The following is a 25,164-nucleotide window of genomic DNA, read 5'->3' as shown; positions in this document are numbered from 1 at the left end:
ATTCCTTAGAAATATCCCTGACGCTTCTTCTGCTCCATGGAGCCCGCCTGATCGTGGTCGATGAGCCGTCCCTGCCGCTCGCTCGAGGTGGTCAGCAGCATCTCCTCGATGATCTCCGGCAAGGTGGTGGCATCGGATTCGATGGCCCCGGTCAGCGGGTAGCAACCCAGGGTGCGGAAGCGCACCAGTTCCTGCTTCACCTCGTCTTCCGGGCCTATGGGCATGCGCTCGTCATCCACCATGATCTTGATGCCGCTGCGCTCCACCACGGGGCGCATGGCCGCGAAATAGAGCGGCACTATGTCGATGTTCTCGAGATAGATGTATTGCCAGATGTCCAGCTCGGTCCAGTTGGAGAGCGGGAAGACACGGATGCTCTCCCCCTTGTTGACCTGGCTGTTGTAGACACGCCACAGCTCCGGGCGCTGGTTTTTCGGATCCCAGCGGTGGGACTTGTCGCGGAAGGAGTAGACTCGCTCCTTGGCCCGGGACTTCTCCTCGTCCCGGCGGGCGCCACCGAAGGCGGCATCGAAGCCGTACTTGTTGAGCGCCTGCTTGAGCCCCTCGGTCTTCATGATGTCGGTGTGCTTGCCACTGCCGTGCACGAAGGGGTTGATGTCCATGGCCAGACCGTCCGGGTTCTTGTGGACGATGAGATCCAGCCCGTACTTGGCGGCGGTCTCGTCCCGGAAGGTGATCATCTCCTTGAACTTCCAGTTGGTGTCCACGTGCAGCAGCGGGAAAGGGATCTTGCCCGGGTAGAAGGCCTTGCGAGCCAGGTGCAGCATGACGGAGGAGTCCTTGCCGATGGAGTACATCATCACCGGGTTTTCAAATTCGGCGGCCACCTCGCGGATGATGTGGATGCTCTCGGCTTCCAGTTGTTGCAGGTGGGTTAGTCTTTCACGATCCATGTCTGGGTCCTCAGTCATTACCAGCACGCCTTGGCGTGCCGTGGGTTCAGTGCGGCGCCGCGTTGGCGGCGCCAAAAAATCGATTCGTCTTTGGCGGGAGATGGCTCAGGCCAGGCTGACCAGCTTCAGATCCGTGCTGCCCGCATCGGCAGCCTGCTCTCGCCCTTGCTCGCCAAACCAGGCAAGTTGCTGGCGCAGGGCCACCACCTCGCCGATGACGATAAGCGAGGGGCTCGCCGCCTGTTGGGCCAGGCTTGCCAGCTCGGCGAGCGTGCCGGTCAGCACGCGCTGACTGGCCTGGGTGCCTCTCTCTATGATGGCGATGGGGGTGGCGGCGCTGCGACCGTGGTTCACCAACTGCTGCTGGATGTGCTCGGAGCGCATCAGCCCCATGTAGACAACTAAGGTCTGGCTGGTAGCGGCGAGCTGCTGCCAGTCGGGCTCCTTGCCCTCCTGCTGGCAGTGGCCGGTGATGAAGACGGCGCTCTGGGCGTGATCGCGATGGGTCAAGGGGATGCCGGCATAGGCGGTGGCACCGGCGGCGGCCGTGATGCCCGGCACAACTGAGAAGGGGATCCCTTCTGCGGCCAGCACCTCCAGCTCCTCGCCACCGCGGCCGAACATGAAGGGATCGCCCCCCTTGAGCCGCACCACCCGGTTGCCCGCCTTGGCGTATTGCACCAGCAGGCGATTGGTCTCCTCCTGGGGCACGCTGTGGGCGCCGGCCTTCTTGCCGACCGACACCAGGGTCGCATCCCGGCGCACCAGATCCAGGATCTCGGGGGAGACCAGCTGGTCATAGAGCACCACTTCGGCCTGCTGGATCTGTTGCAGCGCCTTGAGGGTCAGCAGACCAGGATCGCCGGGGCCCGCCCCCACCAGCACCACCTCGCCGACCTCGCTTTGAGCCTGGTCTAGCCCTTCGTTGAGCCAGCGTTCGGCACCCTGCCAGTCCTGCTTCTCGATCAAACTGGCGAGGGTGTTGGAGGCGAAGGCCCGCTCCCAGAAGCGACGGCGATCCGAGAGGGACGCGAGCAGCTGTTTGGCCTTGCCGCGCACCCGGCCGGAGAGCTCCGCCAGCCCGCCCAGATGGCGGGGCAGCAGGCTTTCGAGCCGCTCGCGCAGCAACCGCACCAGCACGGGTGCCTTGCCGCCGCTGGAGACGGCGACCATCAGCGGGGATCTGTCTATGATGGAGGGGAAGATGAAGCTGGAACGCACAGGGTCGTCCACCACATTGACGAACAGGCCGAGTCGGTTGGCGCTCTGGTAGACCAGGGCATTGACCTCGAGATCGTCGGTGGCGGCCACCACCAGTTGCTGGCCCGCCAGATGCGCTGGGGTGAAACGCTCGGCAAGGTGGGTGAAGCGGCTGGCAAACTCATGGAAGTCGTGCTCGATCTCCGGGGAGACCAGGGTCAGCCGGGCACCCGCCGCCAGCAGCAGGCGCGCCTTGCGCAGGGCCACCTCGCCCCCGCCCACCAGCAGTACCGGGCGGCCTTCCAACTTGGCAAACATAGGTAAATAATCCATTTCGACCCATTCCTCGGCACACGACGACATCTGGGGCGACTATAGGCAGGCTGCTTATTCCTTCAAAATAATAAAAAATGCTCTTTAATGCGTTTTAGTAATTAGCAAAGCCGTGTCATGGCAAAGCCGAGCGAATGTCCTTGTGGTGTTTCCCACCAGACCCTAGGCTAGTGAAAGTGTTTCATAAGGAGCTTGATAATGAATGAGTCATTGATTGTATTGGGGATCTTCGTATTCCTGGTACTCGCTACCCTGAGTGCCGGGATCAAGATAGTGCCCCAGGGTTACAACTGGACGGTGGAGCGCTTCGGTCGCTACACCCGCACCCTGACCCCCGGTCTCAACCTGCTCATTCCCTATGTGGACAGGGTCGGCCACAAGATCATCATGATGGAGCAGGTGCTGGATATCCCACCGCAGGAGGTGATCTCCCGGGACAACGCCAACGTCACCATAGACGCCATCAGCTTCGTGCAGGTGGTGGATGCCCGCAAGGGCGCCTACGAGGTCAACGACCTGACCAGCGCCATCAGAAACCTCACCATGACCAACATGCGGACCGTGCTGGGCGCCATGGAGCTGGACGAGATGCTCTCCCAGCGCGACACCATCAACGAGAAGCTGCTGCGCACCATGGATGCCGCCACCGCCCCCTGGGGCATCAAGGTAACCCGGATCGAGATCAAGGATGTACGCCCGCCGCTGGCGCTGGTCGAGGCCATGAACGCCCAGATGAAGGCCGAGCGGCAGAAGCGGGCCGAGATACTGGAGGCCGAAGGGGTGCGTCAGTCCAAGATCCTGAAGGCGGAAGGCGAGAAGCAGTCCCAGATCCTCAAGGCCGAGGGTGAACGTCAGGCCGCCTTCCTCGCCGCCGAAGCCCGGGAACGCGCCGCCGAGGCGGAGGCCAAGGCGACCAACATGGTCTCCAAAGCCATTGCCGAGGGGGACATGCAGGCCATCAACTACTTCGTGGCCCAGAAATACACAGAGGCGCTGGCCCGCATCGGGGAAGGCCCCAACAGCAAGATCATCATGATGCCGCTGGAGGCGGGCAGCCTGATCGGCTCGGTGGCCGGCATGGCCGAACTGTTCAACAAGGATGGCAAGGGCAGCAAGTCATGACAGCCCTGCTGGAGGGGCTGACCCACTGGCACTGGCTGGGGCTCGGCTGCGTGCTGCTGGCCATAGAGGTGCTGGGCTCGGTGGGCTTCCTGCTCTGGACCGGCATAGCCGCGCTGGAGGTGGGCTTGTTGCTGTTGCTCTGGCCCTTCGGCTGGCAGGCGCAGCTGCTGCTGTTTGCGGCGCAGTCCCTGCTGACCACCTGGGTCTGGTGGCGCTGGCAGCATCAACGGGATCGCTCGGGGCAAGATGCCGCCGCCCCCATCAACGAGCGGATGCAGAGCTATCTGGGGCGGGAGCTGACCCTGCTGGACGCGGTGGAACAGGGCATGAGCCGGGTCCATCTGGACGACACCGTCTGGACGGTACGCTGCCCGGTCCCGCTACCGGCGGGCAGCCGGGTCAGGGTGGTGGGGGCCGACTCCCACATCCTGCTGGTCGAACCGCTGCCCTGATCGCCGCCGCGCTGCCGGCCAGCTCGGCTCTTGCCCATAAAAAAACGGGCCCGGCGGTAACGCCGGGCCCGTTTTCAGATGAGGTGCAGGCTTAGTTGGCCTTGGCATCGCTCACTGCAGCTTCCGCCTTGGTGGCTACGTCAGCAGCAGCCTTCTCGACGGTAGCAGAGGCTTCGGAAGCAGCCTTCTCTACGGTAGAAGCAGCTTCGCTAACAGTTGCAGCAACGTCGGCGGCCGGAGTAGTAGCCGGAGCGGCAGCTTCTTCTTTCTGACCACAGGCGGTCAACATCAGACCCAGGATACCGGCTACCAGTACTTTGTTCATGTGCATACCCTCAAAAAAAGTGGAGAGATGGTCTTGATAACCATCACTGTGCGTCCTCACCCCCGGTAAAAGAGCCATACACCGAGGGCCAAGAGGCGCGCGAAATATAGCGCCATATGCCGCCAATGAAAACGCGTATCACAATAATATTTTCTCGTTGCCTGGATGAAAAGAACTACTGCAACGACAACTGTTAATGTAATACGCCACGATTGAGGCGCTCTCCCATGACAAAACAGCGCCATCAGGGCAATTGTTAGCCATCAATTGCCTTTTTATCTCGCCGGTCCGAGCCGACTCAGTCAGACAGCTTCTGACAAATCAGCCGTTTACCCTGGCTATGGCTCTCCTGAGCCAGATCCAGCAGCGCCATCACCGCCAGGGCTTCCGCCGCCGGCACCGGATTGGCCCCCTTGCCGGTGATGGCGGCACAGATACCGCGGTAATAGGCGCCATAGTCACCCGCTTCGCCCGCCACTGCAGTTTGCTGCGGCTGACCATCCAGGATGCGGCTGAGCAGACCCGGCTCGGGATCCCGGCCCCAGTCCGCCAGAGGCGGCCGCAGGCCGAGCTTGAGCTGCTCCTCCTGCACATCCATGCCGAACTTGATGAAGGAGCCCGTGCTGCCGTGGATCACGAAGCGGGGCATGGTGGCGGACACCAGGCAGCTGCCGTGCAGGATCACCCGCAGCGCGCCATAGCCCAGCACCACGTGGAAGTAGTCATCGCTCAGCGCGCCCGGACGCTGCTGCGCCAAATCCGCCTGGATCCAGTCTGGCTGACCGAACAGTTGCAGCGACTGATCCAGGATGTGGGGACCGAGATCGAACCACAGACCCGATCCCGGGCCGCCCGCCTCCCGCCAGCGCTGGCGCACCTCGGGACGATAGCGATCGAAGTGGGATTCAAACTGGGCGATCTGCCCCAGCGCCCCCTCCGCCAGCAGGCGGCGCACCGTGAGGAAGTCCCCGTCCCAGCGCCGGTTGTGGAAGATGCTGAGCAGCAACTGTTGTTTATCCGCCAGCGCCACCAGCGCCTCGGCCTCGGCCAGATCCAGGGCGAACGGCTTGTCGATCACCACGTGCTTGCCGGCCAGCAACGCCTTGCGGGCGATGGGGGCATGGGTATCGTTCGGTGTGGCGATCACCACCAGATCGACTGTGCTGTCGGCCAGCACCTCCTCCAGCGAACCCACCAGGCAACCGGGTAACTCGGCCTGCACCTTGGCCGCATCCCGGCTCACCACCCAGCGCAGGGAGAGGCCCGGTGTGCTGGTCAGGAAGGGGGCATGAAAGGTCTGGCCTGCGAAACCGTAGCCCACCAGGGCGGCGTTGATTGTCTGACTCATGGGATTCTCCGCTGAACTCTGTCCATTATGATAAGCGTCTGGCGACTGCGCGCCCAAAAAACAAGGGGGCCGAAGCCCCCGCTTGCGCTCATCAGAGCACAGGATTTATTGCCAGTACAAGCGCCGTTATCCATCAAGCCACGGCGCTGTCAGCCCCTGTCATCAGGCTGCACCGGATCAGGGCTGCAGGCAGAGCCGACGACCACGCCTGGTCAGCAACAGCAGCAGAGGCGGCAACAGCAGCCACATGTGCAGCGCCAGCTGATTGAGGGGATCCGGCATCAGCCAACCGGTCAGTCCAACCAAAGCACCGGAGCCGCTCATCTGGAACAGGCCGAGCAGGGCCGCCGCGGTGCCAGCGCAGTGGCCAAAGGGAGCCAGCGCCATGCCAGCCGCCGCTCCCAGCACCATGGCGAAGCCGATGCTGGAGAAGAACACGGGTCCCATCATGGCCAGTGGATGCTCGATGTGCTGCACCAGGGTCAGCGCTATGGCCGACAGGCAGATCACCAGCAGCCCGATGCGCAGGGTGCGCCTCGGTCCCACTCTGGCGATGAAGCGCGGCGCCAGGAAGCAGGCCAGGATGTTCAGCGCCGCATTGGCGGTAAACCAGTAGCTGAAGCCGCTCATGTCGAGGCCGAGCTTCACCATCAACTGCACTGGCGCGGCGGTGACATAGGCCAGGATCACCGCCATCGCCAGCATGCAGAGGCTGGCGTTGAACAGGAAGCTGGGGGAGCTCAGCACCGGGCGGTAACGGGACCAGCTGATAAGGGCCCCCTCGCTGCTAGTCTCCTCGGGGCGGGTCTCCGGCATGCGCCACAGCAGCCAGCTGCCGACCACCACCGCATAACCGGCCATGAACCAGAAGTTCGCCGACCAGCCCGCCTTGGCGGTGAGCCAGCCGCCGAGCAGCGGCGCCAGCGCGGGGATGAAGCAGATGGCGCCGTTCAGGTAGGAGATCATCTGGCCGCTCTTCTTAGGGCCGTAGCTGTCACGCACCACGGAGAAGGCGGCGACCGAGGTGGCGCAGGCCCCGAAGCCTTGCAGCACCCGCGCCAGCATCAGCTCACCCAGGCTGGCGGCGAAGCCGGCGGCCAGGGCGCTCAGGCCATAGAGCAGCACGCCGCCGAGGGCGATGGGCTTGCGACCATAGCGGTCGGCGAGCGGCCCCACCAGCAGCTGGCCCAACCCCATGCTGAACAGGAACCAGGTGATGGTGCCCTGCATCAGCGTCACCTCGGCACCGAGCCGCTCGGCCATCTGCGGGATGGCAGGCAGATAGATGTCGATGGCCAGCGGGCTGAACAGCACCAGGAGTACAAGCAGAAGAATCAATGGCATCAGTCACCTCAAGCCTAGGGAATATCGATTGGTGCGCGAGTCTACTGACTCAGAGTAATGAATTGAAATGGTATTTAATCACTTTGGTTATTCCTATATGGAAACATGCATCTCATCCACTCCTCCGAGCAGCCCAGCTGCGACGCGGCATGCTCCCCTGTCGGGGGTAATTGGCGCTTTGACTAAACGCCCGCCCCGCATAGAATGCGCAGATTATTTTTTGCGGAGGTGCGTGATGAGCAAGCTTGTCCTGGCAACAGGTAACCAGAAGAAGGTGAAGGAGTTGGCCGCCATGCTGGCCGATATGAAGATCCAGGTGATCCCGCAGAGCGAGTTTGCGGTCTCCGATGCCGAAGAGACCGGCACCACCTTCGTCGAGAATGCCATCATCAAGGCCCGCCACGCCGCCCGCATCACCGGCCTGCCCGCCGTCGCCGACGATTCCGGCCTGGAAGTGGATCTGCTGCACGGTCGCCCTGGCGTCTACTCCGCCCGCTTCGCCGGCGAACAGGCCAGCGACAAGGACAACATCGACAAGCTGCTGGGGGAGTTGCAGGGTGCGCCCGACTACCTCAAGAGCGCCCGCTTCTGGTGCGTGCTGGTCTACATGCGCCACGCCGACGATCCCACCCCCATCATCTGCCAGGCGAGCTGGGAGGGGATGATCATCGACGAGCCGCGCGGCCAGCACGGCTTCGGTTACGATCCCGTGTTCTTCGTGCCCGATCACGACTGCACCTCGGCCCAGATGCCGAGCGAGCTGAAGAACCAGCTCAGCCACCGTGGTCAGGCGCTGGCCAAGCTGAAGGCCGCGCTGGCCGCGGCGCACTGAGCCCGGACAAGGCGCCGGGATACTCCGGCAAGCATTTCATCTACAATGGGGGCCGTCAGCCCCCGTTTTGATTTTTGATTATTGGAAACCCCATGCTGCAACTGCCGCCCCTCTCCCTCTATATCCATGTGCCCTGGTGCGTCCAGAAGTGCCCCTACTGCGACTTCAACTCCCACGCCCAGAAGGGGGAGCTGCCCCACCTCGAGTACGTGGCCGCCCTGCTGGAGGACCTGGATCTGGATCTGAAGTGGGCCCAGGGGCGAGCGCTCTCCTCCATCTTCATCGGCGGTGGTACGCCGAGTCTGTTGAGCGTGGAAGCCATGCAGACCCTGCTGGACGGAGTGCGGGCCCGCATCGCGCTGACCCCGGATTGCGAGATCACCATGGAGGCCAACCCCGGCACGGTGGAGGCGGACAAGTTCGCCGGCTTCAAGCGGGCGGGTATCAACCGCATCTCCATCGGGGTGCAGAGCTTCCAGCAGGAGAAGCTGAGCCGGCTCGGCCGCATCCACGGCCCGGAGGAGGCGCGCAAGGCCGCCGCCCTGGCCCACGCCATAGAGCTGCCCACCTTCAACCTGGATCTGATGCACGGCCTGCCGGATCAGAGCCTGGACGATGCCCTCTACGATCTGCAGCAGGCCATCGACTGCGCGCCGCCCCACCTCTCCTGGTATCAGCTCACCATAGAGCCGAACACGGCCTTCGCCTCCAAGCCGCCGCGGCTGCCGGAAGACGATCTGCTGTGGGACATCTATGAGCAGGGCCACGCCATGCTCACCGCCCAGGGCTACCACCAGTACGAGATCTCGGCCTACGCCAGGGAGGGCTATCAGTGCCGTCACAACCTCAACTACTGGCGTTTCGGCGACTACCTGGGGATCGGCTGCGGTGCCCACGGCAAGGTGACGGATCTCGCCAACCAGCGGATCCTGCGCAGCGCCAAGGTGAAGCATCCCAAGGGCTACCTGGACCCGGCCCGTCCCTACCTGGACAACCAGTGGCAGGTGACCGAGGACGATCTGCCGCTGGAGTACTTCATGAACCGGTTCCGGCTGTTCGAACGGGCCCCCAAGGCGGAGTTCGAGGCCTATACCGGTCTGCCACTGGAGCGGGTGGAAACCATGCTGGCCATCGCCCAGACCAAGGAGCTGATCGAAGACTTGGGGGATTGTTGGCAGCTGACGGCCCTCGGCCACCGCTACCTGAATGTGCTGCTCGAGCTCTTTATGGATGAGTGAGGCGGCTCCGGCCTTCCTCCCTAACAAAACAGGGCGTCAATGACGCCCTGTTTTTGATCTGGCCACCTCGGCCGGTAGAAACCCGCTCAGCAGCAGACGCGTTGCATCCGCTGTTGGCCGGGCTCCCACCGCTGGCCATGCTTGGCCTTGCGCTGATAACTGCCCTTGCCCTTCTTGCTCTGCTCGACCCGCCCCTGGAACAGCGGAGAGGTCACCAGCGCCTTCAGGTGATTGTCGTGGATGACGCCGCGCTGATGATCGTGCGCGGACTCGGCGGTGGCAGCGGCCACCTTCTGTTGTTTGGCCATATGACCCTCTTTCATTGACGAAGATAACGCCCCCTCTAGTTAACGGGGCGGTCAAAAATGCAGCGATTGTGCCTCCGGGCCCACCGCCGCGCAAGTCCCGCGCGAAGGCAGGCAAGCCGATGCGTCATGCGGGATGATAAACGACCCGCACCAGGCCACTCGGCAGCAGCTTGCTGCTCTGGGGCACCAGGGCCCCCGGCAACGGTTCGCCCCCGAACAGCGAGACGCCCTTGCCCAGCACCACCGGCACCCAGAACAGGATCAACTCGTCCACCAGCCCGGCTTGCAGGCCTTGCCGCACCACGGCGCCACCGTCCAGATAGAGATGCCGTGCCCCCTCCTGCCACAGCTCCCTCAGCACCAGTGCCAGCTCCCCCTGTCGGAAGGAGACGTTGGCGCGGGGCTCGGCGGGCCTGTGCGTCAGCACCACCAGGGGCTTGTCCCCGTAGATCCAGTCGGGGAAGGCCAGCACAGTCTCGTAGCTGTTGCGCCCCATCAGCAGGGCATCGGCACTGGCCATTAGCGCGCTGTAGCCGGTCTCCTCCTGGGAGTCGCCGTTATAGGGGTCCAGCCAGGCGAGATCATTCCCCTCCCCCGCGATAAAGCCATCGAGGGAGAGGGCCAGGAAGGCGGAGACCCTGGGCCGCCGGCGCTCCTCGCCCATGGACTCAGTGCTCATGATCGTGATGCTCATGGCGGGCCGGGGCGCCCGACTCCAGGGTCTCGAGGATGGCGCAGTGTTCGGCCGAGCGCGGGCCACCGCAGCAGATGTTGGAGAGCTCGCGCAGGTTTTCGCGAAAACGGGTCAGTTCGACGATCTTCTGCTCCACCTGGGTCAGCTTGGCGTCGGCCACCGCCTTCACCTCCTGGCAGGTCACCCTGGCCTTGTTGGTGTCGAGATCCAGCAATTCACCTATGTCGGCGAGGGAGAACCCCACCGACTTGGCGCGGATGATGAACTCCAGCCGTCGCCTGTCCTGCTCGCCATAGAGGCGGTAGCCGGACTCGTTGCGCAGGCCCGGCGAGATGAGCCCGTTCTTCTCGTAAAAGCGCAGGGTATCCGCCTTCACCCCGCACGCCTTGGCCAGTTCCCCGATCCGATACATGTCCCTCTCCCACTGGATATGGTACTCAATACAAAGCGGATTCCACTATCGCGCCTTTGCCTGTCGATTGCCAGCCAAAGGCAGGAAAGCGCTAGATAAAGGCGGACGGCAGGGTCATTTCCCGTCAAAACGCTGAAAAGACAAACGTTTCACAGAAATTGATCGGAAAACGTTTAACACCGCACCAGGCAAGGCTTTGTCACTTTAAAAAATCCACCACGGCTCACATTTTTTGTGTAGAATACGCGCCCACAAGAGAGCGTCGCGTCAAGCGGGCATTTCCTAAAACGCTTTTGCCAGCATCCGGGCTTTTGGGCGAGAGTGATTTGCGAAATCCCCCACTTCCATTTATTTGGGGACTCTCTGTGCTGGGTGCGGCCACCGTGCGCCTGCCTCCCATAGAAGTTCCCGCATGCTGAGGACGATAGTGTGATGGAACAAGCTCGACCCATTCGCCGTGCACTGCTGAGTGTGTCTGACAAGACTGGCATCCTGGAATTTGCCAAGGCACTCAACGAGCGTGGCGTGGCCCTGCTCTCCACCGGCGGTACCGCCAAGCTGCTCGCCGACGCGGGTCTGCCGGTGACCGAGGTCTCCGACTACACGGGTTTCCCCGAGATGATGGATGGCCGGGTCAAGACCCTGCATCCCAAGGTGCACGGTGGCATTCTCGGCCGTCGCGATCGGGATGACGCCATCATGGCCCAGCACAATATCTCCCCCATCGACATGGTTGTCGTCAACCTCTACCCCTTCGCCGCCACCGTGGCCAAAGCGGGTTGTACCCTGGCCGACGCGGTCGAGAACATCGACATCGGTGGCCCGACCATGGTGCGCTCCGCCGCCAAGAACCACAAAGACGTGGCCATAGTGGTCAAGGCCGCCGACTACAGCCGGGTGATCGCCGAGATGGACGGCAACGGCAACAGCCTGACCCTCGCCACCCGCTTCGATCTCGCCATCGCCGCCTTCGAGCACACCGCCGCCTACGACGGCATGATCGCCAACTACTTCGGCACCCTGGTGCCCTCTTACGGCGACAACAAGGAAGGCGACGCCGAGTCCCGCTTCCCGCGCACCTTCAACAGCCAGTTCATCAAGAAGCAGGACATGCGCTACGGCGAAAACAGCCATCAGGCTGCCGCCTTCTATGTCGAGGAGCAGGCCGCACCGGGCTCAGTCGCAAGTAGCCAACAGCTGCAGGGCAAAGCACTCTCCTACAACAACATCGCCGACACAGACGCGGCGCTGGAGTGCGTGAAGGAGTTCTCCGAGCCGGCCTGTGTCATCGTCAAGCACGCCAACCCTTGCGGTGTGGCCATAGGTGACGACCTGCTGACGGCCTACGATCGCGCCTATCAGACCGACCCCACCTCGGCCTTTGGCGGCATCATCGCCTTCAACCGGCCGCTGGACGGCGCCACCGCCGCCGCCATAGTCGCCCGCCAGTTTGTGGAGGTGATCATTGCCCCGAGCGTGAGCCAGGAGGCCCGTGACGCCGTCGCCGCCAAGCAGAACGTGCGTCTGCTGGAGTGCGGCCAGTGGACGGCACCGGCCCAGGGCTTTGACCTCAAGCGCGTCAACGGCGGCCTGCTGGTGCAGGAGCGCGATCTGGGCATGGTGACCCAGGGTGATCTGAAGGTGGTCAGCAAGCGTCAGCCGACCGAGGCCGAGCTGAAAGATCTGCTGTTCTGCTGGAAGGTGGCCAAGTTCGTCAAGTCCAACGCCATCGTCTACGCCAAGGACGGCCAGACCATAGGCGTCGGCGCCGGCCAGATGAGCCGGGTCTACTCCGCCAAGATCGCCGGCATCAAGGCCGAGGATGAAGGGCTGACAGTGGCGGGCTCCGTCATGGCCTCCGATGCCTTCTTCCCGTTCCGCGATGGCATCGACGCCGCCGCCGCCGCCGGCATCGCCTGCGTCATCCAGCCGGGTGGCTCGATGCGCGACCAGGAGGTGATCGACGCCGCCGACGAACACGGCATGACCATGGTGTTCACCAACATGCGTCACTTCCGTCACTGATGAGTCAGGGCCGCCACTGGCGGCCCTTTTGTTGTCTCTTTTCAACTGGCTATTTTCAACCGCTTGCCCCAAGCGGTGATCACAAATAGAAGCGAGCGATACGATGAAAGTACTGATCATTGGTAACGGCGGCCGTGAGCACGCCCTGGCCTGGAAGGCCAAGCAATCCCCCATGGTGACCCGGGTGTTCGTCGCCCCCGGCAATGCCGGCACGGCCCACGAGGGCAGCATCGAGAACATCGCCATCGAGGCGACCGACATCCCGGCCCTGCTGGCCTTCGCCAAGGCTCAGCAGATAGGTCTCACCATAGTCGGACCGGAAGCGCCGCTGGTGAAAGGCGTGGTGGATGCCTTCCGTGCCGAAGGGCTCGCCATCTTCGGCCCGACCGCCGCCGCCGCCCAGCTGGAAGGCTCCAAGGCGTTCGCCAAGGATTTCCTGGCACGCCACGCCATCCCCACTGCCGACTACCAGAACTTCACCGAGGTGGAGCCCGCACTGGCCTACCTGCGCGAGAAGGGCGCCCCCATCGTCATCAAGGCTGACGGCCTGGCCGCCGGCAAGGGCGTCATCGTCGCCATGACCCTCGATGAGGCAGAGGAAGCGGTGCGCGACATGCTGTCCGGCAATGCGTTCGGCGACGCCGGCGCCCGGGTGGTGATCGAGGAGTTCCTGGACGGGGAAGAGGCGAGCTTCATCGTCATGGTGGACGGCGAGCACGTGCTGCCCATGGCCACCAGCCAGGATCACAAGCGGGTCGGCGACGGCGATACCGGCCTCAACACCGGCGGCATGGGAGCCTACTCCCCGGCCCCCGTGGTGACCGATGCGGTGCATCAGAGGGTGATGGAGCAGGTGATCATGCCGACCGTGCGTGGCATGGCGGCCGAGGGCAACGTCTACACCGGTTTCCTCTACGCCGGCCTGATGATCGATGGGCAGGGCAACCCCAAGGTGATCGAGTTCAACTGCCGCTTCGGCGACCCCGAGACCCAGCCCATCATGCTGCGCATGCGCTCCGATCTGGTGGAGCTGTGCCTGGCCGCCTGTGCCGGCAAGCTGGATCGGGTCGAAGCCATCTATGATCCCCGCGTCGCCATCGGCGTGGTGCTGGCGGCGGGCGGTTACCCGGGTGACTACCAGCAGGGCAAGCCCATCAGCGGTCTGCCGGTGGAAGAGGCGAGCGGCGAGAAGGTGTTCCATGCCGGCTCCCAGCTGGCGGGAGACACCATAGTCACCGCCGGTGGCCGCGTGCTGTGCGCCACCGCGCTGGGCCACACGGTCGCCGAGGCGCAGCAACGCGCCTATCAGCTGGCGGGCCGCATCCAGTGGGACGGGGTCTTCTACCGCACCGACATCGGCTGGCGCGCCATCGAGCGCGAGCAGGCCAAGTAAGTCCGGTCGTTCGTACCCTGATGCGAGTGGGGCCTGCGGGCCCCTTTTTGTGCCTGGGCTCCGGTAGCGGCACTGCTGGCCTGTCGCCGGAGCCACGAGCCGCACAGTCCCCTGCACCAGCTCGCGCTCGCCTCCAGTGAGTGCCGACACCGGCGGCTCACGCTACCCCGCCGACGAGCCGAGCTCAGGCCGGCTTGCCTGCTATCCACCCAGCCCCATCAGAGCGCCCGTCCCTTCTGCCCTGCTACATGTCGTCAGCACAATGCACACATTTCGTCACAATTAGTCGCTTTTCAGCCATACATTTGACCCATTTTCATGGCATCATGCTAAATTGACCGCACTCAAATGAGTGCCATAAGAACCCACAATGTCGTAGTCCCATAAGGAAATCCCATGTTGAAAACTGTGCGCCCCCTGCTGTTGCCCCTGATGTTTGGCCTGATGACCCTGCCCGCCATGGCAGGCGATCTGGAGCAGCCGATGAAGAAGATCGGCTTCAACTACAAGCAGGCACTCAAGGCCAGCGATGCCGCCACCATGGAGAAGCACATCAAGGAGATGAAGGCCCAGCTCGACATCGCCAAAGAGCAGAACATGCCCACGGCCAAGAAGGATAAGTTCCTCGAAGGCATGGGCGAGGTGCAGACCGAGCTGGACGCCAGCCTGGCCGCCCTGCAGGCCGGTGATGAGGAGAAGGCCCGCGCGCATCTGGCCAAGATCAACGACCTGAAGAAGGAGTACCACACTTATGCCAAGCAGAAAGGCTGAGCCTTTTCGCTGGGATAGCCTGGTCCGCCTCATTCACTGGGGGGTGGCGGCGGCCTGCGTCGCCAACCTCTGGTTCAACGAGGCGGGAGAGACCTGGCACGAGCGTCTCGGCTACCTGGCCATCATCCTGATCAGCCTGCGGCTGGGGTGGGGACTCTCCTTCGCCAGGGGCCACGCCCGCCTGAGCGCCCTCATCCCGAACCGGGAGGACTTCCGCCAGCAGGCCCTGGCGCTGCGTGAACGGGCCCCCGCAGCCCCCGGCCATCACGGCAGCGGCAAGCTGGCGGTCTGGGCACTCTGGCTGCTCATCCTGGCCACCGCGGGCACCGGCTGGTTTCAAAACACCGAGCCGGGGTTTGAACTGGGGGCCGACGACTGGCATGTCTGGTGTACCTGGGCGCTGCAGGGGCTGATTGCCCTGCACCTGTGCGCCATCGTCTACACCTCCTGGCGCCAGCGCAGCAATCTGTTGGCCCGCATGCTGCCGATGCGCCAGCGCGCCACCCCGGTCCGACAGCAAGAGCCACACTCCTGAGCCCGGGACCCCATGGCAGGGCGATGTGCATTCACCGCGCCCTGCCATCGCTGACCCGCTAACACCTTCGCCTGCATAGGGGAGCACTCACCTCTTATCTTCCTGCTATTCCCCTCCTCACCACAACCGAAAGCCCACTTGCACCGGATGGCGGTGCTGAGCCGCCTCGTCCACCCCGCTCTGCCAGGGGCCTGGCAAGTGCCATATGAAAGCATTTTCATTCACAGTTTTTAACTAATTACGCCTGCTCGATTTTCAACCAGCTGGATTTCATCAATGCTACTGAACCGAACGAGAGTTGTTCGTCGTCCGTTCGAGATTCAGGCAGTGAAAACCAATAACAAAATCGAAGGGAAAATCGTCATGCACAACACACTGTTTCGAACCGCCCTGCTCGCCGCGGCGCTTGGCTCATTCAGCCACTCCGCCACCGCCGAAGGCGTCATGGTCCATCTGTTCCAATGGAAGTTCAACGACATCGCCAACGAGTGCGAGACGGTGCTCGGTCCCAAGGGGTTCGGGGGCGTCCAGATCACGCCGCCGGCCGAGCACAAGCAGGGGAGCGAGTACTGGTGGACCGTCTACCAGCCGGTCAGCTTCAAGAATTTCAACAGCTTCGGTGGCAGTGAGGCGGAGCTCAGGAGCATGATCACCCGCTGCAACGCCGCCGGGGTCAAGATCTACGCCGACGCCGTCTTCAACCAGCTGGCCTCGGGCACGGGCACCGCCACCGGCGGCGGCAGCTACAACTCCGGCCAGTTCCAGTATCCCCAGTTCGGTTACAACGACTTCCACCACAGCGGTGACATCACCAACTACGGCGACAGCAACAACGTCTGGAACGGCGCCCTCTACGGCATGCCGGATCTGAACACAGGATCCACCTACGTGCAGGAGCAGATCGCCACCTACATGAAGACCCTGCTCGGTTGGGGGGTTGCCGGTTTTCGCGTCGACGCGGCCAAGCACATGGCCCCCAGCGAGGTGAAGGCGATCCTCGACAAGGCAGGCAGTCCCAAGGCCTATCTGGAGGTGATAGGTGCCGGTGGGGAATCCGCCGAGATTCAGCCCAACCGCTACACCTATATCGACAGGGTCACCGACTTCAAATACGGCACCAGCCTCGCCGCCAACTTCAACGGCCAGATCAAGAACCTCAAGACCCTGGGGGAGAGCTGGGGCCTGCTCCCCTCCGACAAGTCCTTCATCTTCGTGGTCAACCACGACCGCGAACGCGGCCACGGCGGTGGCGGCATGCTCACCTTCATGAATGGCACCCGCTATGAGTTGGCCAACGTCTTCATGATGGCCTGGCCCTATGGCTGGAAGCAGGTGATGTCAGGCTACCGCTTCGCCGACATGGGCAAGTACGAGACCGACAAGGGCGCGCCGGGCAGCACGCCCTGCTCCGACAGCCAGTGGAACTGCGAGCAGCGCCGTCCGACCATCATGAACATGGCCCTGTTCCACAACAGAACCGAGGGCACTGCGGTCAGCAACTGGTGGGACAACGGCAACAACCAGATCGCCTTCAGCCGGGGTGACAAGGGCTTCGTCGCCATCAACAACGAGAGCGGCAGCCTGGTGGCCTCGGTGCAGACCGGCCTGCCGGCCGGCGAGTACTGCAACATCTTGAGCGGCAACGATTACTGCAGCGGCGCCTATATCCAGGTCGACGGCAGCGGCAAGGCCAGCCTGAACCTCGCAGGCATGAAGGCCGCCGCCATCCTGGCCGGCTGCACCAAGGCCAGCCCCTGTGGCGGGACAACCCTGCCGGGCAACAGGTTCAGCAGCCTGAACCTGCGCGGCACCCACAACGCCTGGGGCAACACCCCCATGCAGGTGGATGCCAACCGCATCTGGTCCGCCATCGTCAACCTGACCGGCGCCGGTGATGCCACCGGGGCCCAGCGCTTCAAGTTCGACGTCTTCGGCAACTGGACCGAAAACTATGGCGACAACGAAGGGGATGGCATCGCCGACAAAGGCAGCACCAAGGACATCTACCTCAGTGGCATCGGCCAGTATCGTGTCTCCCTCAAGGAGAGCGATCTCAGCTACACCCTGACCGCCCTGAACGCCAACCAGGCCCCCGTCGCCGTCCTCTCGCCCAAGGCCATCAGCGTCAAGCTGGGGGAGAGCGTGGTGTTCGATGGCTCAACCTCCAGCGATGATGCCGGTGTGGTGAGCTACGGCTGGTCCACCGGCGGCAGCGCCCAGACCGAGACAGTCCAGTTCGATACCCTGGGCTCCCACACCGTCACTCTGACCGTCACCGACGCAGAGGGGCTGACCGCCAGCGCCAGCGCCACCGTGAACGTCACCGACAGCAACGGCAGCTACACCAGCGTGCTGCCGACCCTGAACTTCCGTGGCACCCCCAACGGCTGGGGCGCACTGGCCATGACCCTGATCGCCGACAATCAGTGGGAGGCGCAAATCAGCTTCGACGGTCAGACCAACCAGCGCTTCAAGTTCGACGTCAAGGGGGACTGGAGCCAGAACTACGGCGACACCAACAAGGATGGCGTGGCCGAGCAGGCCGGGGCCGACATCGCCACCACCGTCACCGGCCTGTACCGCGTGCGCTTCAACGACCAGAGCCTGCAGTACAGCCTGAGCCCGGTCAGCGTCGGTTATGCCAAGAACTTCGCCAGCCTGAACCTGCGCGGCACCCCCAACGCCTGGGGCACCACCCCCCTGACCCTGGTCGGCGACCACCTGTGGCAGGCCAGCATCACCTTCAGCGGCGCCGGTGATGCCAACGGGGGTCAGCGCTTCAAGTTCGACGTCAAGGGGGACTGGAGCCAGAACTACGGCGACAGCAACAAGGACGGCGTGGCCGAGTCGGCAGGGGCCGACATCACCAGCGCGGTGATCGGTGCCTATCTGGTTCGCTTCAACGACCAGACCCTGGCCTACAGCCTGAGCGCCCAGTAAGCCGGCGAGGGGCGGTGACGCCCCGCGCCTGCATGCTCACCAGCATGGCCTCCTCCCCCTGGGCAGGAGGCCTTTTTTATCCGCGAGGTGCCCCATGCGATCAGCGTGCGGCCCGGCGGGACTCGCCTCGAGAGCCCCCCTGGCTTGCTCCGTCTCCAGCCGGCCTGACCGTCGCCATTGGCGCCCGCCTGCTGCTTATCTCTGCCAGCGCGGCGGATGCATGGCCCTCTCTTCCCCATTTCCCGGCCGCTGACTCGCAGGCATACTGGAACGACATCCCCATGCAGGAGCGCATATGAAACAGCTGGAAACCCTCAGGGCCGAGGGACGGATTGAAGAGGCTCGCCAACACGGTCTGCTGCAACTCATCGAGCACCCGCAGCACGCCGAGCTGCATTATGAGGTGGCCTGCCTGCACGACACGCTCGGGCGCGAGACCCAGGCCATTCCCCTCTACCAGAAGGCCATAGCGCTGGGACTGAGCGAGGCCTCCTTGCGCGGCGCCTGGCTGGGTCTCGGCAGCTCTTATCGCAGCACCGGGCAGTATACGGAGGCCCTGGCCGCCTTCGAGCAGGGGCTGGCCCGCTTCCCCGACGCCGCCGAGTTCAGGGTGTTTAGGGCCATGGCCTGTTACAACCTGGGCCACCACAAGGAGGGAATGGAGAGCCTGCTGGCCGTGCTGGCCGTCACGATGACGGATCCCGACCTCACCCCCTATAGGCGCGCCATCGCGCTCTACGCCGAGGATCTTGACCGGCGCTGGTGAACGCCTGAAACGACAAAGCCGCTCATAAGAGCGGCTTTGTCTGAATTTGGTGGCCCCTGCCTGACTTGAACAGGCGACCAATCGATTATGAGTCGACTGCTCTAACCAACTGAGCTAAGGGGCCAGAATCTTGGTTTTGCGGCGTGGATTATAGGGGATGTGTGATAACCCGTCCATAGGCAGATCAACCACTTGGCGAGTTTTTGTCCACCCGCCAGCAAATCTCTCTGCGCCCTGGCTCCCGGATAAAACAAAGCCCCGCATGGCGGGGCTTTTGAGACAGCTCAGGGCAATGCTTCAGGACTATTCGTCCAGGAAGCTGCGCAGCACTTCCGAGCGGCTCGGGTGGCGCAGTTTGCGCAGTGCCTTGGCTTCGATCTGACGAATACGCTCACGGGTCACGTCGAACTGCTTGCCCACTTCCTCGAGGGTGTGGTCAGTGTTCATGTCGATCCCGAAACGCATCCGCAACACCTTGGCTTCACGGGCAGTCAGGCCAGCCAGCACTTCGCGGGTCGCGTTGCGCAGGCTTTCGCTGGTCGCCGCATCCGCCGGCAGTGCCAAGGTGGTGTCTTCGATGAAGTCACCCAAGTGGGAGTCTTCATCATCACCGATGGGCGTCTCCATGGAGATGGGCTCCTTGGCGATCTTCAGCACCTTGCGGATCTTGTCTTCCGGCATGCCCATGCGCATGGCCAGCTCTTCCGGGTTCGGTTCACGACCCATCTCCTGCAGCATCTGGCGGGAGATACGGTTGAGCTTGTTGATGGTCTCGATCATGTGCACCGGGATACGGATGGTACGGGCCTGATCCGCGATGGAGCGGGTAATGGCCTGACGGATCCACCAGGTGGCATAGGTAGAAAACTTGTAGCCACGACGGTATTCAAACTTGTCTACCGCCTTCATCAGACCGATGTTGCCCTCCTGGATCAGATCCAGGAATTGCAGACCGCGGTTGGTGTACTTCTTGGCAATAGAGATAACCAGACGCAGGTTGGCCTCGACCATCTCTTTCTTCGCACGACGGGCCTTGGCCTCGCCGATGCTCATGCGACGGTTGATATCCTTGATCTGGGCGATGGAGAGGCCGGTCTCCTCTTCGATCTGCTGCAGCTTGCCGATGGCGCGCAGCACATCTTCGTCCATCTCGACCAGACGCGGCGACCAGGCTTTGCCTGCCTGCTTCTGATATTCAAACCAGGCGGTCTCGCACTCATTGTTGGTGAAGGCCGCGACGAAGGTCTTCTTCGGCATCTTGGCCTGCTCAACGCAGAGCTTCATGATGATGCGTTCCTGCACCCGCACCCGCTCCATCATCTCGCGCATGTTGTTGACCAGGCGATCGAACTGCTTGGGCATCAGGCGGAATTGACGGAACACATCGGCCAGCTGGGCGATGGCAGCCTGGGTGTCGTCGTGGGCACGACCATTCTTCTGAATGGAGAGACGGGTGACTTCGTACTGGGCACGCAGTTCACCGAACTTCTCACGGGCGACTTCAGGATCCGGACCACCGTCCCCCTCGTCGTCGGAGTTGTCACCGTCTTCATCTTCGTCTTCGTCTTCGTCTTCGTCTTCGTCAGCCAGATCGTCTTCGCTGAGCTCGGAGCCAATATGAGTGGCGGTCGGCGCCACATCATCAGCCTCATTGGGGTCTATAAAACCGGAGATGATATCGGACAGACGCAGCTGCTCGGCTTCGTACTTGTCATACTGTTCGAGCAGGTAAGTGATAGCTTCAGGGTACTCGGCAACGGAGCTTTGTACTTGGTTGATACCGTCTTCGATCCGCTTGGCGATGTCGATTTCGCCTTCGCGGGTCAGCAGTTCGACGGTACCCATTTCCCGCATGTACATGCGGACGGGATCGGTCGTGCGACCAATCTCAGATTCAACAGATGCCAGAGCCTGGGCCGCTGCTTCGGCAGCGTCCTCATCGGCGGTACCACCTTCGGCCATGATCAGATCATCGGCGTCCGGGGCGTTTTCCACCACCTGGATACCCATATCGTTGATCATCTGGATGATGTCTTCGATCTGGTCAGAGTCGACAATGTCTTGCGGGAGGTGATCGTTCACCTCGGCATAGGTCAGGTAGCCCTGTTCTTTACCTTTGGCAACGAGGAGTTTAAGCTGAGACTGCGGGGTTTGCTCCATAGAACTCATCCGGTTGGTGTTGCTAGGTTGCGCGTACAGTGCGCTGCTGCGCAAATAGCCAATTCTAATAGAAAACCGCCAGACATGCTATGTCTGGTTGCGGCGTCGGTCATGAGAAACCCCTGCCCGCAGTATTGTCGGGGCCAGGCGGTTATACAATATTTGCTTTTAATCCCGTCGATTCGGGCAACGGTATTTATATTGAGACTAAACACTCAAATATCAAGCCCCACTCTCATTTCTTTTCTCAATCTGCACCTCTCTGATCAGCATCATCAGCTCCTGCCTCTCCTCAGAGCTTAGCCCTTCCTGCGCCACCTTGGCCTGCAACTCTTCGATCCGTTGCTTCAGAAACTGGTTGATGAAACCGACGAAGGTATCCTGCAGTTCACCCAGGATATCCGGCTCCTGATCGAGCTTTATCTCTTCAAACAGGTCGTGCATCGCCAGCTGGGCCAGGATCTCTCCCTCCTTGGTGCCGCGCCAATGCTCCAGCAAGATGCCGGTGGTGACAGCCGGCTGGGACAGGATCTGCTGATGCAGCTGCAACAGGAACTTGATGCCCTGCACCCGCAGCCCGGCTAGCTCCGGCATGGGTGGCAACTCGGCCGTTACCGACGGGTACTGGATCATCAGCGCCAGTGCTCGGCGCAGCGGTGTCAACTTGGCGGCCTTGGGTTTGTTGACCTCCCCCTTGGGCTGGCTATTGCGGGCAAACAGCTCGGCGATCCGCTGCTTGTTCTCCCCCCAGCGCATCATGCTGGAGAGCCGGGTGATCAGCCCCTCGCGGGTGAAGCCTTCCGGCACGCGGCGGATCAGCTCGGCGGCCTTGTTGGCCACCTCAAACTTGCCCGCCTCGCCGGAGAGGGCTGCATCCCGTCCGAGACGCTCGAACATGAAGTCGGCGAAAGGCTGAGCCTCATCCAGCAGGGCCTCGAAGCCCTCCTTACCGATCTGGCGCACCAGCGAGTCCGGATCCTCTCCATCCGGCAGGAACACGAACTTGAGTTCGCGCCCGTCCTGCAGATGAGAGAGTGCATTATCCAGTGCCCGCCAGGCCGCCTCACGACCAGCTTTGTCACCGTCGTAGCAGCAGATCACCTCGGCCGTGGTGCGAAACAGGGTGTGGATATGGTCGCTGGTGGTAGCGGTGCCCAGCGCAGCCACCGCATAGTCGATGTCGTACTGGCCGAGCGCCACCACGTCCATATAGCCTTCCACCACCAGGATCCGGCGAGGATCCTTGTGTGCCTGCTTCACCTCGTAGAGGCCGAACAGTTCCCGCCCCTTATGGAAGATGGGGGTCTCCGGCGAGTTGAGGTACTTGGGAGTGCCATCCCCCAACACCCGTCCACCGAAGCCGATGACCCGGCCCCGCTTGTCACGGATCGGAAACATGATGCGATCGCGGAAGCGATCATAGCTGCCGGGGCCGCTGTCGCGGGGGATCAGCATGCCGCCGGAGATGAGCAGCTGTTCGTGATCCCGACTGGATCCAAAGCGCCGCCTGACCTGATCCCAGTCACCCGGGGCATAGCCGATGTTGAAACGCTTGACCACTTCCCCGGTCAGACCGCGTCCCTTCAGGTATTCCACCGCCTGAGGAGCCCCCTTGAGATTGCTCTCGTAGAAGCGGGCAATCTGGCTCATCAGCTCATAGAGATCCTTGCTGACGGCGGGTTGGGAACTGGCCGAGCCCCCCAGGCTCTGCTCGCGAGGCACCTGCATACCCTGCATGCTGGCGAGCTCTTCGATGGCATCGGGGAATTCGAGTCCGTCGTACTCCATGACAAAGCCGATGGCGTTGCCGTGGGCGCCACAGCCGAAACAGTGGTAGAACTGCTTCTCCTGGCTGACGGTGAAAGAGGGGCTTTTTTCGTTATGAAAAGGACAGCAAGCCTGATAGTTCTTACCGGCCTTTTTCAGCCGCACTCGCGAGTCGATCAACTCGACGATGTCGGTGCGTACGAGCAGATCATCGATAAAGGATTGTGGGATCCTGCCTGCCATAACCGTCCTGTTTCATTACTCGGAAAAATAAAAAAGCCGCGCATTCACAGGGAAGCACGGCTTCTTTCGACTAACAAGAGAAATGCCTGTTACGCCAAGCGGGTTTTCACCTGAGCACTGACGGCGCCGACATCGGCACGCCCCTGAATCTTCGGCTTCAAGACAGCCATGACCTTGCCCATATCAGCCATGACGGCAGCACCACTTTCAGTGATGGCTTGCTCGATCAGTGCGGCAATTTCGTCTGCGGTCAGCTGTTGCGGCAGAAATTCCTGCAACACCAAGATCTCTGCGGACTCTTTGTCGGCAAGATCCTGACGACCGGCAGCTTCAAATTGGCTGATGGAATCGCGGCGCTGTTTGACCATCTTGGTCACGACAGCGAGGATATCCTCATCATTGAGCTCGATACGGGTATCAACTTCACGCTGCTTGATTTCTGCCATCAACAAACGGATCGTCCCCAGGCGAGCCTTATCTCTGGCAAGCATGGCGAGTTTTTGTTGATCCTTGAGTTGATCCTTCAGAGACACGGCATGATCTCCCGATTAGTACAGGCGGATACGACGTGCGTTTTCGCGGGACAGCTTCTTGGCGTGACGCTTAACGGCAGACGCTTTGGCGCGCTTACGGATGGTAGTCGGCTTCTCGTAGAACTCACGGCTACGAACTTCAGACAGGATACCGGCCTTTTCGCAAGAACGCTTGAAGCGACGCAGAGCAACGTCAAACGGCTCATTTTCACGGACTTTGATTACTGGCATGTGCCTTTCACCTCAGTGATATATTGTTAGCTGACCATCAGTCGATCAGCATGTCTTAAAATGGTGCGAAATTATACTCTGGACAGGGAATGAAAGTAAACCCGCAGAGATCGCTCTGGTTTAAAAAACCCGCGAAGGTTACCATAGCCGTCTCATTTTAGCAGTGAAATTTTTTAGCAATGCGTGTATTGGGCATAGAGACATCCTGTGACGAAACCGGGATCGCGATCTTCGACGATCAAAAAGGGATCCTTTCCCATCAATTATACAGTCAGGTCAAGCTGCATGCGGACTACGGTGGCGTCGTCCCCGAGCTCGCCAGCCGGGATCATGTCCGCAAGACGATCCCCTTGATCCAGGCCGCATTGCAAGAGGCGGGACTGGGTAAAGACGACATCGACGGCATCGCCTACACCGCGGGTCCAGGTCTGGTTGGCGCCATCCTGGTCGGCGCCACCATAGGCCGCTCGCTGGCGATGGCCTGGGGTAAACCCGCCATCGCCGTGCACCACATGGAGGGTCACCTGCTGGCGCCCATGCTAGAGGAGCGGGCCCCCGACTTCCCCTTCGTGGCGCTGCTGGTCTCCGGCGGCCACTCCATGCTGGTGCGGGTCGATGGCATAGGCCGCTATCAGCTGCTGGGCGAATCCATCGATGATGCCGCCGGTGAGGCGTTCGACAAGACCGCCAAGCTGATGGGGCTGGATTATCCGGGCGGTCCCCTGCTCTCCAGACTGGCCGAGAAGGGCACCACGGGACGCTTCACCTTCCCACGTCCCATGACCGATCGGCCCGGCCTCGACATGAGCTTCTCCGGTCTCAAGACCTTTGCCGCCAACACCATAGCCGCCAATGCCGACGATGAGCAGACCCGCGCCGACATCGCCCGCGCCTTCGAAGATGCCGTGGTCGATACCCTGGCCATCAAGTGCCGTCGCGCCTTGAAGGAGACAGGGCTCAAGCGCCTGGTGGTGGCCGGTGGCGTCAGCGCCAACCGTCACCTGCGCGCCCAGCTGGCCGAGCTGATGGAGAGCCTCAAGGGCGAGGTGTTCTACCCGCGCACCGAATATTGCACCGACAACGGCGCCATGATCGCCTACGCCGGCATGCAGCGCCTCAAGGCCGGGGTGTTTGAACCGCTGGCGGTCAAGGCGGTGCCACGCTGGCCGCTGGACACCCTGGATCCGGTGTGATCCAGAGGATCCTGTCGCAATGAAAAGGGGCCAATGGCCCCTTTGTTGTCTCTGTCGATTGCTCCGCGGCCATCAGTTGGTACGG

General features: G+C 62.3%; 23 protein-coding genes and 1 tRNA gene. 11 read left to right on the top strand and 13 right to left on the bottom strand.

The features are described 5' to 3' along the window. Window positions 1–5: 5 nt before the first annotated feature. Window positions 6–914, bottom strand: coding sequence for a sulfate adenylyltransferase subunit CysD (cysD, locus tag KW821_RS12475; protein ID WP_218291658.1), 909 nt, complete (start codon window positions 912–914; stop codon window positions 6–8). A 105-nt stretch (window positions 915–1,019) separates the two neighbouring features. After that, window positions 1,020–2,447 (bottom strand): siroheme synthase CysG, encoded by a 1,428-nt coding sequence (cysG, locus tag KW821_RS12470; protein WP_218291657.1) that lies wholly within the window; start codon window positions 2,445–2,447, stop codon window positions 1,020–1,022. Between the two features lie 198 nt (window positions 2,448–2,645). Here cysG and KW821_RS12465 point away from each other — a divergent pair, with 198 nt between their 5' ends. Further along, the gene (locus tag KW821_RS12465; protein WP_042653014.1) at window positions 2,646–3,569 is read left to right on the top strand and encodes an SPFH domain-containing protein; all 924 of its coding nucleotides are present in this window, start codon (window positions 2,646–2,648) and stop codon (window positions 3,567–3,569) included. Continuing rightward, complete coding sequence (locus tag KW821_RS12460) at window positions 3,566–4,021, top strand: NfeD family protein (RefSeq protein ID WP_218291656.1); 456 nt, start codon at window positions 3,566–3,568, stop codon at window positions 4,019–4,021. Before KW821_RS12465 ends, KW821_RS12460 begins: the two co-directional genes overlap by 4 nt. A 91-nt stretch (window positions 4,022–4,112) precedes the next feature. On the opposite strand, the gene KW821_RS12455 is transcribed toward KW821_RS12460, so the two are convergent. From KW821_RS12455 to KW821_RS12445, 3 genes are all read right to left on the bottom strand, one after another. Then, the gene (locus KW821_RS12455) at window positions 4,113–4,346 is read right to left on the bottom strand and encodes a hypothetical protein (protein ID WP_218291655.1); all 234 of its coding nucleotides are present in this window, start codon (window positions 4,344–4,346) and stop codon (window positions 4,113–4,115) included. Window positions 4,347–4,644: 298 nt separating this feature from the next. Next, window positions 4,645–5,694: an oxidoreductase gene (locus KW821_RS12450; RefSeq protein WP_042653016.1), complete on the bottom strand. Its 1,050-nt coding sequence runs from the start codon at window positions 5,692–5,694 to the stop codon at window positions 4,645–4,647. Window positions 5,695–5,871: 177 nt separating this feature from the next. Then, window positions 5,872–7,038 carry a multidrug effflux MFS transporter gene (locus KW821_RS12445; RefSeq protein ID WP_042653017.1) on the bottom strand — a complete coding sequence of 389 codons (1,167 nt, stop codon included), beginning with the start codon at window positions 7,036–7,038 and terminating at the stop codon, window positions 5,872–5,874. Window positions 7,039–7,273: 235 nt separating this feature from the next. Here KW821_RS12445 and KW821_RS12440 point away from each other — a divergent pair, with 235 nt between their 5' ends. Continuing rightward, window positions 7,274–7,870 (top strand): XTP/dITP diphosphatase, encoded by a 597-nt coding sequence (locus KW821_RS12440; RefSeq protein ID WP_042653018.1) that lies wholly within the window; start codon window positions 7,274–7,276, stop codon window positions 7,868–7,870. A gap of 92 nt (window positions 7,871–7,962) precedes the next feature. Next, the gene (gene hemW / locus KW821_RS12435) at window positions 7,963–9,108 is read left to right on the top strand and encodes a radical SAM family heme chaperone HemW (protein ID WP_218291654.1); all 1,146 of its coding nucleotides are present in this window, start codon (window positions 7,963–7,965) and stop codon (window positions 9,106–9,108) included. Between the two features lie 86 nt (window positions 9,109–9,194). Here the strand turns inward: hemW and KW821_RS12430 are convergent, their stop codons facing one another. The 3 genes from KW821_RS12430 to zntR form a co-directional block, all read right to left on the bottom strand. Then, window positions 9,195–9,416, bottom strand: a complete 222-nt coding sequence (locus KW821_RS12430) for an alternative ribosome-rescue factor A (protein ID WP_218291653.1) — start codon at window positions 9,414–9,416, stop codon at window positions 9,195–9,197. A 124-nt stretch (window positions 9,417–9,540) separates the two neighbouring features. Further along, complete coding sequence (locus tag KW821_RS12425) at window positions 9,541–10,080, bottom strand: dihydrofolate reductase family protein (RefSeq protein ID WP_218291699.1); 540 nt, start codon at window positions 10,078–10,080, stop codon at window positions 9,541–9,543. Between the two features lie 4 nt (window positions 10,081–10,084). Next, a complete protein-coding gene (gene zntR / locus KW821_RS12420; RefSeq protein WP_218291652.1) occupies window positions 10,085–10,522 on the bottom strand; it encodes a Zn(2+)-responsive transcriptional regulator in 438 nt (145 codons plus the stop codon). 432 nt (window positions 10,523–10,954) lie between these two features. Here zntR and purH point away from each other — a divergent pair, with 432 nt between their 5' ends. The 6 genes from purH to KW821_RS12390 all read left to right on the top strand — a co-directional run bounded on the left by purH (window position 10,955) and on the right by KW821_RS12390 (window position 18,952). Beyond that, on the top strand, window positions 10,955–12,547 hold the full coding sequence (purH, locus tag KW821_RS12415; protein ID WP_218291651.1) for a bifunctional phosphoribosylaminoimidazolecarboxamide formyltransferase/IMP cyclohydrolase: 1,593 nt from the start codon (window positions 10,955–10,957) through the stop codon (window positions 12,545–12,547). A 103-nt stretch (window positions 12,548–12,650) separates the two neighbouring features. Then, window positions 12,651–13,940, top strand: coding sequence for a phosphoribosylamine--glycine ligase (gene purD, locus KW821_RS12410; protein ID WP_042653024.1), 1,290 nt, complete (start codon window positions 12,651–12,653; stop codon window positions 13,938–13,940). A gap of 396 nt (window positions 13,941–14,336) precedes the next feature. Further along, window positions 14,337–14,711, top strand: a complete 375-nt coding sequence (locus KW821_RS12405) for a cytochrome b562 (protein WP_218291650.1) — start codon at window positions 14,337–14,339, stop codon at window positions 14,709–14,711. Then, the gene (locus tag KW821_RS12400; RefSeq protein WP_218291649.1) at window positions 14,692–15,246 is read left to right on the top strand and encodes a cytochrome b/b6 domain-containing protein; all 555 of its coding nucleotides are present in this window, start codon (window positions 14,692–14,694) and stop codon (window positions 15,244–15,246) included. The genes KW821_RS12405 and KW821_RS12400 overlap by 20 nt, the downstream gene beginning before the upstream one ends. A 363-nt stretch (window positions 15,247–15,609) precedes the next feature. Continuing rightward, window positions 15,610–18,186 (top strand): alpha amylase C-terminal domain-containing protein, encoded by a 2,577-nt coding sequence (locus KW821_RS12395; protein WP_218291648.1) that lies wholly within the window; start codon window positions 15,610–15,612, stop codon window positions 18,184–18,186. Between the two features lie 295 nt (window positions 18,187–18,481). Beyond that, complete coding sequence (locus KW821_RS12390) at window positions 18,482–18,952, top strand: tetratricopeptide repeat protein (RefSeq protein ID WP_218291647.1); 471 nt, start codon at window positions 18,482–18,484, stop codon at window positions 18,950–18,952. 47 nt (window positions 18,953–18,999) lie between these two features. Here the strand turns inward: KW821_RS12390 and KW821_RS12385 are convergent. The 5 genes from KW821_RS12385 to rpsU form a co-directional block, all read right to left on the bottom strand. After that, window positions 19,000–19,076: transfer RNA gene (locus KW821_RS12385), tRNA-Ile, on the bottom strand. 179 nt (window positions 19,077–19,255) lie between these two features. Continuing rightward, a complete protein-coding gene (gene rpoD, locus KW821_RS12380) occupies window positions 19,256–21,151 on the bottom strand; it encodes an RNA polymerase sigma factor RpoD (RefSeq protein WP_305729942.1) in 1,896 nt (631 codons plus the stop codon). A gap of 183 nt (window positions 21,152–21,334) precedes the next feature. After that, entirely contained in the window at window positions 21,335–23,122 is a 1,788-nt protein-coding gene (dnaG, locus tag KW821_RS12375) for a DNA primase (RefSeq protein WP_218291646.1), read from the bottom strand. Between the two features lie 89 nt (window positions 23,123–23,211). Beyond that, window positions 23,212–23,655, bottom strand: coding sequence for a GatB/YqeY domain-containing protein (locus KW821_RS12370; RefSeq protein WP_042653031.1), 444 nt, complete (start codon window positions 23,653–23,655; stop codon window positions 23,212–23,214). 15 nt (window positions 23,656–23,670) lie between these two features. After that, window positions 23,671–23,886, bottom strand: coding sequence for a 30S ribosomal protein S21 (gene rpsU, locus KW821_RS12365; protein ID WP_005309452.1), 216 nt, complete (start codon window positions 23,884–23,886; stop codon window positions 23,671–23,673). A 179-nt stretch (window positions 23,887–24,065) separates the two neighbouring features. On the opposite strand from rpsU, the gene tsaD reads away from it, so the two are divergent. Beyond that, entirely contained in the window at window positions 24,066–25,079 is a 1,014-nt protein-coding gene (gene tsaD, locus KW821_RS12360; RefSeq protein ID WP_042653032.1) for a tRNA (adenosine(37)-N6)-threonylcarbamoyltransferase complex transferase subunit TsaD, read from the top strand. Window positions 25,080–25,164 lie beyond the last annotated feature (85 nt).

The sequence above is a fragment of the Aeromonas sp. sif2416 genome (assembly GCF_019218665.1).
Taxonomy (GTDB): domain Bacteria; phylum Pseudomonadota; class Gammaproteobacteria; order Enterobacterales; family Aeromonadaceae; genus Aeromonas; species Aeromonas encheleia.
This window is presented reverse-complemented; position numbering and strand designations above follow the sequence as displayed.

Excerpts from the sequence above, each read along its gene's own strand:
- cysD (WP_218291658.1), bottom strand. The coding sequence starts at position 914 with ATGGATCGTGAAAGACTAACCCACCTGCAACAACTGGAAGCCGAGAGC.
- cysG (WP_218291657.1), bottom strand. The coding sequence starts at position 2,447 with ATGGATTATTTACCTATGTTTGCCAAGTTGGAAGGCCGCCCGGTACTG.
- KW821_RS12465 (WP_042653014.1), top strand. The coding sequence starts at position 2,646 with ATGAATGAGTCATTGATTGTATTGGGGATCTTCGTATTCCTGGTACTC.
- KW821_RS12460 (WP_218291656.1), top strand. The coding sequence starts at position 3,566 with ATGACAGCCCTGCTGGAGGGGCTGACCCACTGGCACTGGCTGGGGCTC.
- KW821_RS12455 (WP_218291655.1), bottom strand. The coding sequence starts at position 4,346 with ATGAACAAAGTACTGGTAGCCGGTATCCTGGGTCTGATGTTGACCGCC.
- KW821_RS12450 (WP_042653016.1), bottom strand. The coding sequence starts at position 5,694 with ATGAGTCAGACAATCAACGCCGCCCTGGTGGGCTACGGTTTCGCAGGC.
- KW821_RS12445 (WP_042653017.1), bottom strand. The coding sequence starts at position 7,038 with ATGCCATTGATTCTTCTGCTTGTACTCCTGGTGCTGTTCAGCCCGCTG.
- KW821_RS12440 (WP_042653018.1), top strand. The coding sequence starts at position 7,274 with ATGAGCAAGCTTGTCCTGGCAACAGGTAACCAGAAGAAGGTGAAGGAG.
- hemW (WP_218291654.1), top strand. The coding sequence starts at position 7,963 with ATGCTGCAACTGCCGCCCCTCTCCCTCTATATCCATGTGCCCTGGTGC.
- KW821_RS12430 (WP_218291653.1), bottom strand. The coding sequence starts at position 9,416 with ATGGCCAAACAACAGAAGGTGGCCGCTGCCACCGCCGAGTCCGCGCAC.
- KW821_RS12425 (WP_218291699.1), bottom strand. The coding sequence starts at position 10,080 with ATGGGCGAGGAGCGCCGGCGGCCCAGGGTCTCCGCCTTCCTGGCCCTC.
- zntR (WP_218291652.1), bottom strand. The coding sequence starts at position 10,522 with ATGTATCGGATCGGGGAACTGGCCAAGGCGTGCGGGGTGAAGGCGGAT.
- purH (WP_218291651.1), top strand. The coding sequence starts at position 10,955 with ATGGAACAAGCTCGACCCATTCGCCGTGCACTGCTGAGTGTGTCTGAC.
- purD (WP_042653024.1), top strand. The coding sequence starts at position 12,651 with ATGAAAGTACTGATCATTGGTAACGGCGGCCGTGAGCACGCCCTGGCC.
- KW821_RS12405 (WP_218291650.1), top strand. The coding sequence starts at position 14,337 with ATGTTGAAAACTGTGCGCCCCCTGCTGTTGCCCCTGATGTTTGGCCTG.
- KW821_RS12400 (WP_218291649.1), top strand. The coding sequence starts at position 14,692 with ATGCCAAGCAGAAAGGCTGAGCCTTTTCGCTGGGATAGCCTGGTCCGC.
- KW821_RS12395 (WP_218291648.1), top strand. The coding sequence starts at position 15,610 with ATGCACAACACACTGTTTCGAACCGCCCTGCTCGCCGCGGCGCTTGGC.
- KW821_RS12390 (WP_218291647.1), top strand. The coding sequence starts at position 18,482 with ATGAAACAGCTGGAAACCCTCAGGGCCGAGGGACGGATTGAAGAGGCT.
- dnaG (WP_218291646.1), bottom strand. The coding sequence starts at position 23,122 with ATGGCAGGCAGGATCCCACAATCCTTTATCGATGATCTGCTCGTACGC.
- rpsU (WP_005309452.1), bottom strand. The coding sequence starts at position 23,886 with ATGCCAGTAATCAAAGTCCGTGAAAATGAGCCGTTTGACGTTGCTCTG.
- tsaD (WP_042653032.1), top strand. The coding sequence starts at position 24,066 with ATGCGTGTATTGGGCATAGAGACATCCTGTGACGAAACCGGGATCGCG.